This is a genomic window from Bacillus sp. T-10(2022), from assembly GCF_056502895.1.
The window spans coordinates 5519278-5535747 of the sequence record NZ_CP113518.1; the positions used below are offsets into that span (position 1 = coordinate 5519278).

Genomic DNA, 16470 nt, shown 5'->3' on the forward strand with positions numbered 1-16470 from the left:
CGTCTCCCCCTTTTACCGGTTTCTCCCTCTATTAGAAAAGCTGCCAGATCCACCCCTACGATTACTTGGACCTTGTGCACTAGGAGATCTTCGGCTGTCTCTTTGATCTCCTCGTGGATTGTCACGCTTTGGCCCACGGCTTTCTTCCGAGCGGCCACCCCGCGGATTCTCTCGCCTTGGTCCGCGGCCGTTTTCCGAACGGCCTCCCCGTGAATCATCACGAATAGGTCCACGGCCGTTTTCCGAACGGCTTCCCCGTGAATCGTCACGAATAGGTCCACGACCGTTTTCCATCCGGCCTCCACGTGGTTTCTCCCTCTCGACTTCACGATTGTCCGCTTGGTTTACAGAACGATGACTGCCTCGATTCGGTCCTCTCGTATCTATCCTTTCCCGATGTTTCCTTCCACCTCCCGAACGCGGTCGGCGGGTACCCTCATCAGAAGAATCTTCATGACGCTTCCTTTTTTGCCTCACCTCATCTGGTTGGAACATTTTCACTCCTTCAATCGTCCTTCTTTCGATTTTCATGGAGATCCCTTTTTCAATATCGCTTAATAGCTGAAGATCCTTCGTTGCTATGAAGGTTACAGCCAAGCCGTTCTCACCCGCTCGGCCAGTCCGGCCAATTCGGTGGATGTAACTTTCTGCATCCTCGGGAACATCATAATTAAACACATGGGTCACGCCTTCTACATCGAGCCCTCGTGCAGCAACGTCCGTTGCCACTAAATATTGAAGCTTGGCGTCTCTGAAGTTTTTCATCACACGTTCCCGCTTTGCTTGTGAAAGGTCACCATGAAGCTCTTCCGAATTGAATCCAGCTGCCTTCAGGGCATCATTCAAAACCGAAACACGCCGTTTTGTACGGCAAAATATGATCGCAAGGTATGGCTGTTCTTCTTTGATCATGTTGATTAATGAAGACTGTTTGGCACGATCGGTCGTCTCGATGACAAGCTGCCTGATTTTCTCGACCGTTACTTGCTCAGCCTTCACAGCGGCAGTTAATGGTTTAGTCATGTAGCGTTTTGCCAATTGATGCACCTGTTCAGGCATCGTCGCTGAAAAGAGCAGCGTTTGGCGCTCCTCTGGAAGCTGTCCCATGATCTCTTCCACTTCTGGTAAAAACCCAATATGAAGCATTTGATCAGCTTCATCAAGCACAAGTGTTCCAGTTTGTGAGAGATCGATGGTGCCTCTTCGTAAATGATCTAATAACCTTCCTGGCGTGGCGACCACCACGGAGATGTTTCTTGTCAGCTTTTTCATTTGCTGCTCGACATCCTGTCCGCCATAAACTGCAAGCACTTGAAGTCCTTCGATTTCATCAGCGAATTTTTTCAATTCAGCAGTGATTTGCAAAGCCAATTCCCTCGTTGGCGTGACGATCAATGATTGTATGTGGGATGCGGCGGGATCGACTTTTTCCAGGATTGGCAGCAAAAAGGCCAAAGTCTTCCCCGTTCCCGTCTGCGCCTTCGCGATGACATCCCTTCCAGCAAGGATATCTGGTATCGATTTCTCCTGAATCGGGGTAGGGGCGGATATTCCTATTTGCTTTAATATCTTATTAATCGCCGGGCTGACGCCAAGGTCGATGAATTCTGTCATGTATGGGCCTACTTTCTGAATTTCTTCATTTAATTGACTGATAAATCCACTATAATGGTAACAGCTTCGTTCACTTCATGTCATTATCCTTAGTCTAAGCTATTTGTTAGTATATCATTATCTATTTTCGAGAAAACCTGTACCTTAAAATTTTTCATGCTATTGTACTTTATTTATTTTTCTAATATAATTTATAAGATTTATTATCATCGAGCTACTTACTTGAAAAAGGGTAAGCATCTCCTCCTTGTAGATTTATGCAAGGATTTTTTGTATAGAAAAAAGGAGTGACCGCATGTTTAAATTAAAAGAACGGAATTCAAATATTAAGACGGAAGTACTTGCGGGGCTTACAACCTTTTTAACACTGGCTTATATCATCGTTGTAAACCCCATGATCCTTTCTGATGCCGGTGTTCCATTCGACCAGGCATTCACAGCAACCATAATCGCAATAATAGTCGGTACCCTATGCATGGCCCTTTTAGCCAATTACCCAATTGTCATAGCACCGGCAATGGGATTGAATGCTTACTTTGCATACTCGGTATTGGGAACCCATGATATCTCATACACAGTTGCTTTCTCTGCAGTCTTTGTTACGGGCATCATCTTTATCCTTTTATCCCTAACCTCTTTCCGCTCAAAATTGATCGAGGCCATACCAAATAACTTGAAGCATGCAATCAGTGCCGGAATCGGGCTTTTCATCACCTTCATCGGACTTCGTTTGTCAGGTGTCGTAACACAGCATGAATCCAACCTGGTGACCCTTGGAAGCTTCAGGGATCCAAGTGTGGCACTTACATTGGTTGGTCTGGTCATAACGATCGTGCTGATCGTTCGGAATGTACAGGGAGCGATATTCATCGGAATGATCGTGACAGCCATAATCGCTTTTTTTACAGGCCAATTGCAAATTAACGGCCTGGTTTCCACCCCTTCCTTACCTGAAGGAATAATAGTCGCCAATCCAATGACATCTATCGCCGATGTCATTAACTATGGGCTTTATGGCGTCGTCTTCTCCATTTTACTTGTAATGCTATTCGATACGACCGGTGCTTTATTAGGCATTGTCCGTCAAGCTGGTTTGCTGAAGGAGAATAAGCTTGAAAAATCCGGCAGTGCCTTCTTTGCAGATTCCGTCGGCACTACTGTCGGCGCAGTGTTCGGTACAAGCCCGACCGCTGCCTCGGTTGAATCATCAGCTGGTGTAGGAGCGGGGGGCAAGACAGGTTTAACCGCTTTGGTAGTGGCCATCCTATTCTTAATAACCGCCTTCTTCAGCCCGCTGATAGGAGCTGTCTCAAATGTAGCGGCAATCACGGCACCTAGCTTGATCATCGTGGGAAGCATGATGATTAAGAGCATTAATGAAATTGACTGGACACACTTTGATGAATCATTCCCAGCCTTTTTGGTCATTGTCGCCATGCCTTTAACATCAAGCATCGCCAACGGGATAGCACTCGGATTCATCGCCTACCCCATTTTAAAAATGGCAAGAGGCAAATTCCGTGAAGTGCATCCGTTCGTGTACATGTTTGCTGCTCTATTTCTTTATCAACTGATTTTCCTGGCTTGATCATCTCATGAAGGGCACCATGGGATAATAAAAAGGAGTGTTCAATTAGGCTAATTGAACACTCCTTTATTTGTTTACGTGCAATTATTTTATAACGTTTTCTTTCTGCTTACCTTTAATCACACTTGGCACTCCAACTGCCGTGCAATTATCGGGAACGGATGTCAAAACAACAGCATTTGCTCCCACTTTCGAATTATTGCCAATTCGGATGCCGCCCAATATTTTAGCGCCCACTCCAATATATGCATAATCACAAACCTCAGGAGCTTTTCTGCTTTCTTTACTTTGCCCGAACGTTACTTGGTGCAATATTGTAACATGATCCCCTATTTTAGTAAACGGATTGATTATAATGCCTTTAGCTCCATGTGGGAGATGCAAATTTTTTCCTATTTGAGATTGCGCAGGAAATTCACAGTTCATGAAGAGTCTTATAATTAACAAATCAATCATGCGGTACAAAATCCATAATACTTGTTTTAAGATTGGAACGTTCACTTTATAGTAAATTATATTGCCTATCCGGTAAACAAACATGACGATTATTCCGTGGATTCCGCCCAGTCTCCCCCAGTTACTAATAAACGCCAATTTATTTATCCATTTAAATAATCCCATACCAAACCTCCTAGGAGCATGAATTTAATTCATCAAACAGAGATAGTAGTTTTTCCTCTTCATTCTCCCAATTATATTCTTGTCTATATGCAGCTTTTCCTCGTTCCCCCATGTTCGCGGCTTCCTCAGGGGATTCCAGTAAATAAACCGCTTTTTGAACCATATCATCCATGTTTGCTACATCGGCCGACACTCCACAGCACCATTTATCCAGTACATCTTGAATAAGAAAATCAGAGACCATAAATGGAATGCCAGCGGCCATATATTCAAAACACTTTGTTGTTTTACCACCCATGAAATTAGGATCAGGAACTAAAAATGCCATGCCTGCATGTGCTTTCTGGATAGACTCGAATGCTTTATCAAAGGCCATTACACCCTCTAGACTGATATAATCTTCCAAGCCGTTGTCCAGGATGAATGTTTTCAATTTTCCGATGTATCCTTCCCTGCCCGTTCCAATTATTTTCATATGAAACACTTTCTTTAATTCTACTAATCTTTTTGCAAGAAGCAGCATGGTTTCCCCGCCACGTATATCAGAGATGCTTCCAAGGTAGATAAAGGTGAAAACATCTTCTTTTCCTTTGTTTTCTTTCATTTCAGGAATTTTTGGGTAATTGTAAACATCTGTTGTTGGACAAGTTAAGAATCGATAATCCTCTTTATACGTCATTTCTGCAAACACGACCCCGCTGCATGCCCTTAGCAATCGTTTCTCCAAATGACGATACATTCTCAATGCAATTCCGGGGATTTTTTTTCTCATAAGGACCTTTGGTACATTTTCATGCATGTCATAAACAATGACTGGATGATAACGGGGAATCCTTCTTATGATGTTCATTAAAATCAGCAGCTCCGGATCATGAAACTGAATCACATCAGGTTTATCTTTATTGATCTTGCGGTAAAGAGCAATCCAATTCAACATTCGCCCTTTCCTGGATTTCTTAGTCAACAGTTCAACTTCGATATTGGCAGGGATATTTTCAGGGATCAAGTTATTTTCAATCGCTATATGCTTCACCTTGTACATTCCCGTTTCTCCAAAAGAAAAGGCTTGCCGAAAATAAATCCTCGTATCATTCCATGGGTGCACCGAACTAATATTATAAAATAACTTCATCTGTTATCTCCCTTTTGTAAATCTGACCCTAACAATAAATACATGATAACGAAAGTAAAAAACATCCCGCCTGTCACAAACGTTGTGGTAAGCGCAGTATCCGCTAAACACCATGCAGGTACAACAAACAGGATTATGCCGACACCTTGCCACTTTTCATTTTGCGTAAGGCTATCATAAAACCATAATATCGCTGCTAAGATCACTGTATAAACCAAGAATCCAATATAACCGAAATTAGCAAAAGCATCGGCGAACATATTGGCATTGGCTGCCATTTCTGGTCGGCCAAAGTACTCTGTACCGATAATGTATGGCGGACTCTTGTCATAAACAGGATCTATGAATTTTTCTAAAATATTATACGATAGCAAGGCTTTTGGATGAGTTGAAAAGAAGTCTACATAATAGCTTGTCAGCAAGCCCGGTGTGATGATCATCCTTCTGGCAAACAAATTAGAAAAATATGCCTGATCAAGGATAAAATCCAGAAAAATGCTGATGCCTAACAGCGAGCAAAGACTTATACAAAAAAGTATGGAAAAATCCCTTCCCTTCTTCCGAAAAGCAATGAATACAATGATTAATAATCCAGTCGATAAAAGAGTGGATTTCAAGCCATTGACGGTGTACAAAAGGTATTGCAGCCCTAGTCCGATAACCACATAGGTATATTTTTTTTTGCATAATCCAATGGTCACGACCAATGGATTACATACTTTTGCAAGCCACTGTATAATATAGCCTGCAAGAGGGGTTAGTTTTGTTCGAAAGGTCATTCGCTTATCATAGATATCCTCAGAATTTATAGGAGGCTTTAGACTAATTCCCCCCGAAACTTTGAAGATGTAAAGAAAAAAAATCAATAATGTTATTACAAAAATGATTTTTAATAGACCGAGATTAACATTAGGAGGTGTAAACTTCATGGCTGGCAATCTATTTACATTTCCAATGATAAGTAAACAAAAAAACAAAAGAACATTCGTATATATAAAATCAGGCTGCAGCGTAAATAAATAGTTCGGAACCCATACTACCGGTATATAGACAATAAAATACAAAATCCAGAAAACGAGTTCCGACGGCTTATCCAGTTCCTTTTTTATGAATATGACTGGCAATATAATAAAAAACATGGAAATCACTATCATGACTGCACTTGGATGTTGCCGATATATATACCCCATATAAGCATATTCAGGGGAAATAAAGTAAACGTAGGATATATCCAGTAACCAGACGTATATTCCTACCAGACCCAGTTGAATCAGCTTCATTTTTTTAGATATCCTCTCGATCTATGGAATGTATCGCCCTATAGCCAAGGAGAGCAAAAAAGTAGTAGCTGGCCCCCATACAAATGCTAAAGTATAAAATGGCTGCTTTAGCTGAACCCCCTGAAATGAAAATGACCAGTACTCCAATCGATGACAGTAACAGCCTTGAAACATCCCATAAGAGTTGAGTCCGTTGTTTTTTGGCTAAATACAATATTTGAGAAACCGGCATGACAATCACTTGACTTATAAACATAAATGACATCAATGTCACATATTCACCGGAAACACGCCACTCTTCTCCAAAAACAAAGCTGAAGACACCGGGTGCTATCCATGCCAAAATTGCCATTAACGGCACACCTAACATGGCCGTTTTAGTAATAATGCTCTTATACAAATGTAAAACTCTTCCTGGTTCATTTGAAATGCTTTTTGCCACTTCGGCATAGAATACTGTCGAAATACTCGCTCCCACCATCGTAATGGGCAGACCTATCGTTTTTGAAGCCATGGAAAAATGCCCTGTCACGTCAGGTCCGTATAGACGCATCAATAACAAAAAAATGATTTGCAGAGATAAGGAACTTAAGAGGGTTGACCATGTGGAGTATTTAGCGAATTTCTCATATTTTTTAAGCAAATAACCGATTCTCCTATAGTTCACTTTTGGCCAATGCATTCGCTTTAAGTAATATCGCCAAATGTACACAAGGGTTATTCCCCGTCCTATCATATCACCCGCTATTAAACCAATTCCTGGAGTCACATGATTAATGGAAATAAGTGAGAACTGACTTGTTACATTGCTAATCGATTGAAGCAGTTTAGAATGAGTTAGTCCTTTAAACTTATCTTCTTTTAACATCCAGTAGCTCATCACTTGATAGATTCCAGCAAAAAACAGGCCAATTGAAAGCAAAAGGTCATTCATAATCGAAGCTTCTATACCGTATAATCGAAATAATGATAGATTAAGGAAGCCCAAACCTATATTCAGGATACAAACGACGGCAATCGTAAACATGCTAATGTACATCAAGTGAACCATATTACTATGGTTTTTTTCTAGAGGAATCGCCTTTTCTAAACAAAGAGATGAAAATGATATGAGAATGGCCAATAGTGACGTATAGGTTGAAAACACCCCAAAATCTTCTGGTGTATATATTCTTGTCAGTATGGGAGAACTTGCGAATAGAATAAGCTGTGCAAGTGAATTCCCTGTTAATAATAAAAGGATTTTATTTATAAATTCATTTTTTATTTTCATATTTTCAACCACGCCACATCTCTATTTGATATACTCATTTACATTGTTCTGATTTGCCTAATTTATCTTTCGTTAACGTTTCTTTTATTTGATCCGCCGGATCGTGCATGATCCAGTCTAGAATCGATAAATTTTTTACACATTCTTTTTCATTTTTCACATAATACACGGGATGTATGAACTTTTGATAAACGACTTCAATTCCTTCTTTATGAAACAATTCTTCTTCCAAGTAATCCTTTCCGCTTTTCCCGCTTAAGTAGCATGTACCTTCGGTTTGCTTAATTAAGCTGACTAATCTCTCTGTTTTTCCAAAGGAAGTGTTAAAATCATTGGAAAGATGTGTTTCTCCTTCATAGTTTAAATACTTTAAAATCAATTCAAATAAATGAATATTTAAATCGACTAACAAAGCGTGTTCTTTTTGATATGCTTCTTCCAACAGCGGGAAAAAATCTTGAAAGTGCCGAGTTTTTTTATAAACTTCCGATATTTGCTTCAAATGATTCCTTTTCCATTTTTGATTTGGGGAATGATAACTGATTAATTTTTCATGCAGCATTTCAGGCTTTTTTTGAAGCGGTACAGTTAGCCTTGACTCTTTTCCATCAGCACCTAGAATATATGTTTTATTTTGAAAATTACTTGAAGAGTATTTCACATCGGTCAAATATATAAAAACGTCCGATTGAAAAACCTTATGAATCAAACCAATCCAAGGCAAGAAATTGGGCTGGTGAATTGTGACTATCTTCTTTTTTTCCACCTACAAAACCTCTTTTGAAAAAATTAATAGGAATGTCTCCGCGTATTTGCAATTCACTTGGGAACCCCTCCAACTGCCGATATGCTCCGCATTCACTAAATAATGCCCCATATAACCGGTTAGCTGTGATTGGAACATGGTAATCATACGTTTTTTATCTTCCATGAACTCTGTAATATCACTATAGATATTCGGGTGAAATTGATTGGCAGCGATGTTATTATTTTGGTTGATTTGTTCGAATTCATATATGGTGAATTGTTTTTTCCTGAAACAGCTTCTTACCACCTTTGATAACTTTTGATGATCTTGATGACTGTCATTCATCCAATGTGTGTAGACTTCGTCCGGATCCATCTTTTCGATGATATCGTCGAGCTCTTTTATTAATTTATGAAGAGGGATATCCTCAACGTTATTACCCTCACAGTACTTAGAAAACTGTACCTCATATCCGAAATTCTTTGATGACTCTATTGCCTCTTGTTTCCTGACCTCGATATTCGAAGGGATGGAAAATATGATGTTGATAATGTAATGTCCTTGGTTCAACAGCTTACGAATGGTACCGCCCATACTAATTTCCGCATCATCTGGGTGTGCTGTTACTAGCAATATTTTTTTCATCATGTTCCTCCATTTAAAGCTTGTTCAATGATAGATATCGCTTTAAGCGCAATGTTCTTTTGTTCCATGTAGGCCGTTACATTTTTCATTAAAATCCATTCTGAAAATTCAGTGATTTCATAAAGCAAACTATTATCACTGATAGGTTCACTTATCGTTTCTTCAATGTCATTAATGATACTGCGGTAACTTATTGTGCGAATATCGTATAACGAGTGAAAACGCAAGGTTCCATTCTCTCCGTAAATTTCCGATATTGAATCATTCGTTAAGTTAATTTTTGAAATCAACATCGTTATTTTAAAATCTTCATATTCAAAAATGCACGTGCCGCCTAAATCAATGTTTTTTACGATCAGTTGTTTAAAATAAAAACTTTTAACGGGAACACCAAATAATTGAATGGCCGCATAAATAGGATAAATTCCAATTGTTCTTAATGTGCCGCCACCATGATTTTCATCGAAAAGTGGAGCTGTTTCTCCTTTTAATAAAGCCGAGTACTGCTTGGAATAGTTTTGGTACTTTAGGGTTGCCCCATGGATTTTTCCTACCTTTTTAATAGCGTTCTTTAAAATTTGAAAGTTGGGTTCATAAATGGATCTTACTGCCTCGAACACAAAAACATTTTGTTTTTCTGCAGCATCGAATACTCGATTGGCCTGATCGGCTGTCATGAATGCCGTTTTCTCCACAATAACGTTCTTTCCATGCTCAATGGCTGCTAACGCTTGTTCATAATGGGAAGCATTTGGAGTGGCTATATAAACAGTATCCAGCTCATCATCTTCAAACACTTCATTCAGGGATCCATAAACTTTAGACACTCCTTTTTCTTTTGCAAGCTTCTTGGCAAAATGAAATCTTCTCCCCCAAATTCCCATTACCTCTCCATTTGAACTTTCATTAATGGCATCAATCATGGCACAGCTTATTGAACCTGAGCCCACCACTCCAATCCTATTTTTAATCGCCATGTTCCACTACCTGTTTACATTTAGCTGCAATGTAATTCAAATCCTCATCAGACAAATCCAAGTGACATGGCAACGTGAAATGAGATTCACGAAATCTATCGGCATTCGGGAGAGATGCCAGGGGATATTCCTCCAATAATGTGGGCTGTAAATGCAATGGGACCCCATAACAATGCCCGGTGCTTATATGACACTCTTTTAAATGCTTTTTAAATTTCTCGCATTGCTCTTTGCTTTTAGACATGACGATAATTTTATAAAATGTTGATATATTGTGGTCAGATGAAGCTTGGAAGTAAAGACCGTGTTCATGAAAAATATCCTTCAAAGTCTCCTTATAGAAACTGAAGATTTCCTGCCTGACCTGGATCATCCCATAAGCTTCCTGAACTTGCAGATAACCAAGCAATGCATTAAATTCACTGAGAAGCATGTCACCGGATAATACTTGGTTGACTGCACCATTTTCATTCCCATGGTGCCTTAACAACTCACAGTATTTGATTAAATCTATATCGTCCGAAGTAATGACACCCCCTGTTGCACTTGTAACAATTTTAGTGGGGTACATTGAAAAAACCCCAGCAAATCCAATTGTACCGGCTTTATATCCATTTATAGTGGCACCAAAAGCATGTGAAGCATCTTCGATTAGATAAAGATCATTCTCATCACAAAACTCTTTAATCTCAAAGATGTTATCAGGGATCTTTCCGGCAATATACGTAATTAAGACAACTTTCGTTTTAGGAGTCACGGCGTTCTTCAGGCTATTTAAATCCAAATTGAAATCCTCTAAATTAATGTCACAAAGAACGACTCTTCCTTTCGCATTTTTCACCGCATATACTGGAGAAATGAACGTATTGCTTGGCATGATCACTTCTTTGTCTTCAACATCTAGATATTTTAAAATAATTTCAATGGCAGCCGTGGCACTGGAAAGTGCGACAGCATACTTAGAATCACTGTATTGTCTGACGCTTTCTTCAAATTTTCGGGTATACTCACCTAAAATTAGCCTGCCAGAATCCAAAATGCGCTCAATGTTCTTAAGGTATTCCCGTTTTACCCAACCTGTTATCACTGGCTTTGTATTTACGATAGTCTCCATGGAACTCCATCCTTTTTCCAAAATTAGATCTTTCATTAGACGTTAAGTGAGATGCAGACAAATATTCACCATTGTTCAAGAGGAACTTGATTATTCAATGATCATTAACAATCAATTCCGACAGTGTTCTCTCCAGTTTTGAAATCAATTTGGTTTTCTCATAATTCAGGGTTAAACGTTTTATATTTTCTTGGATTTTCAGATACATTTGTTTGTCACTTTTCATTGATTTTACATACTCTATCATCTTTGATTCTTCACTATATTCAAAACCGTGACCTGCATCATATTTTGTCATGACCTCATGCTGCCAGCCTTTATAGTTTATTAATGTTGGTTTTCCGGCTGCCCAAAAATCAAAAAGTTTATTTTGACTATTCCTATCCAATATTTCATAATCACGTACAAAACACAGACCCATATGAGATACGGCCATCAATAAGTACGCTTCTTTTTTAGATACCTGATCCAAGAAAATGACGTTGTTTAATTTTTTGCTCTCTTTCACTTGAATTAAGCGTTCTTTTTCCTTTCCATCCCCTACAATTAGGTAGACAATATCGGGGTCATCCGTCTTTTCGGCAAGCTGTAAAATATAATCGATATTATTGATAAATCCTAATGTGCCTGCATATAAACAGATAAACTTCGCTTTTAAACCTAATTTATCCAATGCTTCTTCTTTATCTTCGGAACGAATTCGAGAAAAATAGTTTATATCCGCAAAGTTAGTAACCGTAGCAATTTTTTCCCGTTTAACTCCTTTTTTCAATAAATCTTCCTTCATCCCAGGCGAAAGCACGATGATTTTATCAGCCGAAGAATAAATAATGCTTTCTAGCTTCAATAAAATTCTCTTTAACCATTCATGTCTGATGATTCCCAGCTCAATAGGTATATCTGGCCATAAATCCCTTACTTCAAACACAAATTCGCTGCGCTTTACCTTAGCAAGGAGCATACCTATCAATCCAATTGTCAAAGGGGTCGAGGAAGCATAAACTACCTCTACCTCCTTCTCCTTCACCCCAATGAAAAAACTCTTATACATATAATGAATAAACGATAATAATCTTTTCAGGTAACTATATTCTTGTTTATATTTAGTTTTGGTTGATATGATTTTTATTCCCTCACGCGAATCTATGGAATTTCCGGTGATGATGGTGACTTTATTATTTTTAGAGACTAAAAATTTAGCTATTTCATAAGATCGGGTACTGCCTTTATCGGTATTGAAATATTGATGCAAATAAAGAATCTTCACTTTTTCACTTCCTCTTTTACCCACTGTGATTCAATTTGACTTACAGAGTAATGCTTTCCCTATTGCATTCACCCCAGAAAACAAATGTAACACTTAATATAGGTGAGGCTTGTCCCTTTTTTAGAATGGGGCGTTTTAACTTTGAAACCCACTAGCATCTTATACAGCCATTCCTTACTCCTGCTTTTTCATCACATTAGGTTTGTTCCAGTCAAGGAAGGCCGTAATGGCAATCCAGTCATCCAGGCGGTTATAAACCGTTTTGTCTTGTACATGGATTTCAGGCCCAACTTCGGTAAATATGTTATCCCTTTCAATACCGTTATTTTTCATGTTCAAAGAGGTGAAGGCATAATCATTTGTAGGGCTGCCGTTATTATGCGATCCTCTGATACCAATGCCCGCTGAAATAAACTTTTCATCGGATTTATGAATTTGGTTTATGATGTTTCCTTTGATTTTGGTGAACTTGTTGGAGCTAAGCATCGCAATCCCATTGTTGAGGCTATTTTCAATGATATTGCTTTCAATAAGGGCATTTTTGGTCACATGAATACTGATGCCTCCCCATTCCTCGACATTAGCCCGGACATCATTCACATAATTGCCTTTAATCACGACCTTTTGCAGGAAGCCCATCTTTGTTTCAGTAAGATCATGGTATTGCGTTCCGTTGACTGTAATGCCCCGTTCGCTGACTGTTGCATTTTTATCTATATCGTAATACGCATAATCATTAAAAGAATTGATTCTATTCCCCTCAATCGTAATATTGCCGGGTGGGTAAGCTGAGATAGCTCCTCCCTTGTAATCCATTCCGCCGACAATGATTGGAAAACGCGTGTTTAAGATGACATTATTCGTGAAGGAAACATTTTGGCCTGAATGGGTGTCAATTCCTTCCCATCCTGGGTTGTTCGCCACCACATTCCCATCGACTGCGATTGTGTCACTTCGCGGGAACTTTGATTGAGTTATTGCATCTCCGGCACTGTCTTTCCGGTGACTAAAGGCGATGCCATAGCTTTGTTTGGTATTGCCCACCGTCTCCCCGGGTCCAAGATTTATCACTGTCGCATGCCTTACAGTCACGTTACTCGCAGAATAACCGCCGATGCCTGCATATCCAATATCCTTTATGATCATTTTGTTTCTTTTTCTTGAATCAGACCCTTTAATCATGACTCCATTCACATGTTCTAAGTAAATGCCATATCCTTCATACCCGGTGATTTGAACATCTTCGATCAGGATATTTTGAAGCCTGTGCAAATCATTTACAGCCGAATAGACAGACACCAAATCCGACGTGGATTTGGATTGATCGATTGCAGTAACCTCGATGCCCCTGTTCCTTGCTTCAAAATAATTTCTCGGTTTCCCAGTTTTGGGGTCTTCCGTCCGTCGCTTTCCTTCTAGTATCAGGTTTTTGACACCAGTATGGCTCACCATGATTTTAATGGTGACAGAATCGCTTGAGGGCTGGGTACACATTGTCGTGACGGTTCTTTCGTTCTCCACCGTCCCTTCTAAAGTGACCCCTTCTTTCATTGCAATAAACGCACTCGCCGTAAACTGGCCTTTTGACAAACGGACCGTTCCCCTTTTCCCATTCGATACATCTTGCGGATAGGCTGAAACCTTTGTAATGGCATTGTTAAGGATTTTCCGGATCGATGTGGCGGAATGGTTCGCGTCTAGTGACAGCGTTTGTTTTAACTCCCCTTTATTGTCCAATAACTGAATCGCGGTACCCGTTGTGGGATTGCAGACCTCGTTTGCCCCGACGGCAGTTGACTGAAGGGAGAAGAACGTCATGAGTAACACGGTAAATATTCCTGTAATTTTATATAGATATTTCATCTGAAAACTCCCATGTCTCTTATTCATTTTTCGGCAGTTGTTTTACATACTTCAGGGGCTGGGTGACAAAGACACCATAGTCGGCCTGGAAAGGAAGGGGTGCATATCTAATTTTACAAGGGAAGTGAGATTTGCATTTCTCAAAATCAACATATCTTGTGTTAATCTTGGGACAGTAGCTTAAACGTACGGCCAATTTTCCCATACAAAAAACCTTCAATAGCTCAGGGGTAAACCGGATTGTGATGGGAAAACAAACCTCCTTGCGCCACTATTGAAAAGAGAAGGAATGTGTCCGGCGATTACAAGGGGGGTAATCTCTCATTCGAAAGAAAAAGCCTTTCCCCGATGTTGGCCGGGAAAGGCTGCAGCTTGATATACTCTTTTTTATGTGTCATTCTTTATAACCCCCGCAAAGAAAAAGGAGGATATCCAACTTGTAGTCAGATATCCTCCTATATGTTCACTCACTGGTTCATTTGATCGAGAAAATCACCAAGAAGATCATCAAGATTTTCCTCTTCAGGTTCTGGTTCCTCCACTTGTTGCGTGGTTTTTTCCAAACTCCAATCAAAGTCATCCAAATCTTTCTTAGATATTTCTGCCTGCACCACTTCATTATCCTGTTCTTCGGGCTCATCCTGCAAATAAATCTCCTCATTAATTACATTGCTGTTTAATGAGGCTAGCAAGGCTGTTGCGCGTAAAGGATCGGATAAAAGATGGTACATAATCGTTCCAAGCATAGCTTCTGAGTGGGAATGCTTGAGCCAGTCACGCTGAGATTTGCTAAGCTTGTTCGGCATGGGCAAGGCAATCATTTCCCGTTCCTGATGGGTCGATTGTCCGATTCCATCGAGAACATACTCGGCAATTTTACTGGAAAAATTCCTTCTTTCCGTTTCCTTCAATTTCTGCAGCTGCCTTAACGTATAATCTGATACATCTGAAGGGATACGAAAAGTGATGGCTTGTCCTCTTTTGATTTCAGAAGAAGCTGTTTTTTTCATTCTCTCACCTATTTAACAGCACCTGATCTTTGTTCTTTCTTCTTTTGGTGGGATTGCTGCTGTTCCTTTGAATTCCGGCGATTAAAATCCGAAATCAATTTATAATAGGCGTTGGCCATCATCCAAACGCTTTCCCGTTCATCTTCAAAAAAGTCTATATTGTAGCCATCAAAATTCTGATTGAGCGTTTTCAGGTAATCTTTCAAGACAATCGAACCTCCGCCAACAAAATAGCAGATTTCCGTTTGCGAGTTTTTCTGCCATACGTTGCGCAGATGGCGATATTGCTTTTTCGCAAGTTCTCCTAAAATCCGGTCGACGATATCATGGACGCTTGTCCGGCTTCCGCGAACCATAATATGGTTACGATCGTTTTTCTTCGTGATGATTTCAACGACATCTCGTCTGCTATCCAGCTCGACACCGTGTTTTTTTCTGATTTCTTCACGAATAGATTCAAGAGCCTCAGCTACTCCTAGATTGAATCCTTGCGCCTTATCATCGTCAACTTTACGGTTTTTAATGACCGCGATATCTGTCGATAGTCCGCCAATATCTTGAATGAGAATTCTTCTATCTATCAATTCACGGTTAATGATATTCAGATCATTGTCCATGACTAAATTAATGTATGCGGCGAAGCCCTCTGGATAGACTTTCACTTCATCAAATTTGATATTAACCTTAATACCTTGGTATTTAGGTGTAATTAAAAATTCTACTTGGTGAACGGATCCCAGTAGCTTCGAACGGTACCCAACATCTTTCCCTTCCTTAACTTCCCGAAGAGGTAGACCTGTGCCCAGCGTATAATTCGCTTCGACAACGTTATTTACTTTTTTGAACTTATCATTATTCCCTTGCTTGGCAGCATCCAATGCAATAGCCGCAAAAAGCATTACTAATGTTTGGTCTTCCTCTGATTTACTGCTCCCCAAATCTAGTTCTGTTGGGTTATCACTTTTTGTCGCTAAATTTCCGACACGATAAATGGCATTATTGTCTTGCAAGGCTGGTGAATGGACTCTAATATGTAACCCTTCCAATGGGTTTTTTTCATCGAGTTCTTCGATTCCTATGACCGGACGATCTTCAATGTCTTTTGCAATGACATTTGGTATATATAGTTCAGACTCTAGCTTTCCAAAAATAGCTTTAATTGCATCATTTCCTACATCTATTGCTGCGATTCTAGAACTCATCTAAAAACATCCCCTTTTTCATAAAAAAAATTTAGGTGGAGCACTCTATTAAGCATAGAAAAGGTTTCTATATTAGTCAATGCTTCATAAGTTGTAGCTTTATTTGTCGAATTGTATTCATTTGTGTACACATTAG

General features: G+C 39.6%; 14 protein-coding genes. 1 reads left to right on the forward strand and 13 read right to left on the reverse strand.

Going from position 1 to position 16470, the window contains the following annotated elements; all coding sequences use genetic code 11:
- Positions 1-12: 12 nt before the first annotated feature.
- Positions 13-1614 (reverse strand): DEAD/DEAH box helicase, encoded by a 1602-nt coding sequence (locus OSJ91_RS27340; protein WP_485890778.1) that lies wholly within the window; start codon positions 1612-1614, stop codon positions 13-15.
- A gap of 295 nt (positions 1615-1909) precedes the next feature.
- On the opposite strand from OSJ91_RS27340, the gene OSJ91_RS27345 reads away from it, so the two are divergent.
- On the forward strand, positions 1910-3202 hold the full coding sequence (locus OSJ91_RS27345) for an NCS2 family permease (RefSeq protein WP_485890779.1): 1293 nt from the start codon (positions 1910-1912) through the stop codon (positions 3200-3202).
- An 84-nt stretch (positions 3203-3286) separates the two neighbouring features.
- On the opposite strand, the gene OSJ91_RS27350 is transcribed toward OSJ91_RS27345, so the two are convergent.
- The 12 genes from OSJ91_RS27350 to OSJ91_RS27405 all read right to left on the reverse strand — a co-directional run bounded on the left by OSJ91_RS27350 (position 3287) and on the right by OSJ91_RS27405 (position 16334).
- On the reverse strand, positions 3287-3823 hold the full coding sequence (locus OSJ91_RS27350) for a serine O-acetyltransferase (RefSeq protein WP_350300753.1): 537 nt from the start codon (positions 3821-3823) through the stop codon (positions 3287-3289).
- A gap of 10 nt (positions 3824-3833) precedes the next feature.
- Positions 3834-4955 (reverse strand): glycosyltransferase family protein, encoded by a 1122-nt coding sequence (locus OSJ91_RS27355; RefSeq protein WP_485890780.1) that lies wholly within the window; start codon positions 4953-4955, stop codon positions 3834-3836.
- Positions 4952-6235, reverse strand: a complete 1284-nt coding sequence (locus OSJ91_RS27360; RefSeq protein WP_350300755.1) for a hypothetical protein — start codon at positions 6233-6235, stop codon at positions 4952-4954. Before OSJ91_RS27360 ends, OSJ91_RS27355 begins: the two co-directional genes overlap by 4 nt.
- A gap of 4 nt (positions 6236-6239) precedes the next feature.
- Positions 6240-7508, reverse strand: a complete 1269-nt coding sequence (locus OSJ91_RS27365) for an oligosaccharide flippase family protein (RefSeq protein ID WP_485890781.1) — start codon at positions 7506-7508, stop codon at positions 6240-6242.
- Between the two features lie 34 nt (positions 7509-7542).
- Positions 7543-8274: a WbqC family protein gene (locus tag OSJ91_RS27370; protein WP_350300757.1), complete on the reverse strand. Its 732-nt coding sequence runs from the start codon at positions 8272-8274 to the stop codon at positions 7543-7545.
- Positions 8275-8904, reverse strand: coding sequence for a PIG-L deacetylase family protein (locus OSJ91_RS27375; protein WP_413020069.1), 630 nt, complete (start codon positions 8902-8904; stop codon positions 8275-8277).
- Positions 8901-9878, reverse strand: coding sequence for a Gfo/Idh/MocA family protein (locus tag OSJ91_RS27380; protein ID WP_485890782.1), 978 nt, complete (start codon positions 9876-9878; stop codon positions 8901-8903). Before OSJ91_RS27380 ends, OSJ91_RS27375 begins: the two co-directional genes overlap by 4 nt.
- Entirely contained in the window at positions 9868-10992 is a 1125-nt protein-coding gene (locus OSJ91_RS27385) for a DegT/DnrJ/EryC1/StrS family aminotransferase (RefSeq protein WP_485890783.1), read from the reverse strand. Before OSJ91_RS27385 ends, OSJ91_RS27380 begins: the two co-directional genes overlap by 11 nt.
- Positions 10993-11086: 94 nt before the next feature.
- The gene (locus OSJ91_RS27390; protein WP_485890784.1) at positions 11087-12259 is read right to left on the reverse strand and encodes a glycosyltransferase family 4 protein; all 1173 of its coding nucleotides are present in this window, start codon (positions 12257-12259) and stop codon (positions 11087-11089) included.
- Positions 12260-12433: 174 nt separating this feature from the next.
- The gene (locus tag OSJ91_RS27395; protein ID WP_485890785.1) at positions 12434-14122 is read right to left on the reverse strand and encodes a right-handed parallel beta-helix repeat-containing protein; all 1689 of its coding nucleotides are present in this window, start codon (positions 14120-14122) and stop codon (positions 12434-12436) included.
- A 467-nt stretch (positions 14123-14589) separates the two neighbouring features.
- Positions 14590-15132, reverse strand: coding sequence for a hypothetical protein (locus tag OSJ91_RS27400; RefSeq protein WP_350300763.1), 543 nt, complete (start codon positions 15130-15132; stop codon positions 14590-14592).
- 8 nt (positions 15133-15140) lie between these two features.
- On the reverse strand, positions 15141-16334 hold the full coding sequence (locus OSJ91_RS27405; RefSeq protein ID WP_048680510.1) for a ParM/StbA family protein: 1194 nt from the start codon (positions 16332-16334) through the stop codon (positions 15141-15143).
- Positions 16335-16470 lie beyond the last annotated feature (136 nt).

Excerpts from the sequence above, each read along its gene's own strand:
- OSJ91_RS27340 (WP_485890778.1), bottom strand. The coding sequence starts at position 1,614 with ATGACAGAATTCATCGACCTTGGCGTCAGCCCGGCGATTAATAAGATA.
- OSJ91_RS27345 (WP_485890779.1), top strand. The coding sequence starts at position 1,910 with ATGTTTAAATTAAAAGAACGGAATTCAAATATTAAGACGGAAGTACTT.
- OSJ91_RS27350 (WP_350300753.1), bottom strand. The coding sequence starts at position 3,823 with ATGGGATTATTTAAATGGATAAATAAATTGGCGTTTATTAGTAACTGG.
- OSJ91_RS27355 (WP_485890780.1), bottom strand. The coding sequence starts at position 4,955 with ATGAAGTTATTTTATAATATTAGTTCGGTGCACCCATGGAATGATACG.
- OSJ91_RS27360 (WP_350300755.1), bottom strand. The coding sequence starts at position 6,235 with ATGAAGCTGATTCAACTGGGTCTGGTAGGAATATACGTCTGGTTACTG.
- OSJ91_RS27365 (WP_485890781.1), bottom strand. The coding sequence starts at position 7,508 with ATGAAAATAAAAAATGAATTTATAAATAAAATCCTTTTATTATTAACA.
- OSJ91_RS27375 (WP_413020069.1), bottom strand. The coding sequence starts at position 8,904 with ATGATGAAAAAAATATTGCTAGTAACAGCACACCCAGATGATGCGGAA.
- OSJ91_RS27380 (WP_485890782.1), bottom strand. The coding sequence starts at position 9,878 with ATGGCGATTAAAAATAGGATTGGAGTGGTGGGCTCAGGTTCAATAAGC.
- OSJ91_RS27385 (WP_485890783.1), bottom strand. The coding sequence starts at position 10,992 with ATGGAGACTATCGTAAATACAAAGCCAGTGATAACAGGTTGGGTAAAA.
- OSJ91_RS27395 (WP_485890785.1), bottom strand. The coding sequence starts at position 14,122 with ATGAAATATCTATATAAAATTACAGGAATATTTACCGTGTTACTCATG.
- OSJ91_RS27400 (WP_350300763.1), bottom strand. The coding sequence starts at position 15,132 with ATGAAAAAAACAGCTTCTTCTGAAATCAAAAGAGGACAAGCCATCACT.
- OSJ91_RS27405 (WP_048680510.1), bottom strand. The coding sequence starts at position 16,334 with ATGAGTTCTAGAATCGCAGCAATAGATGTAGGAAATGATGCAATTAAA.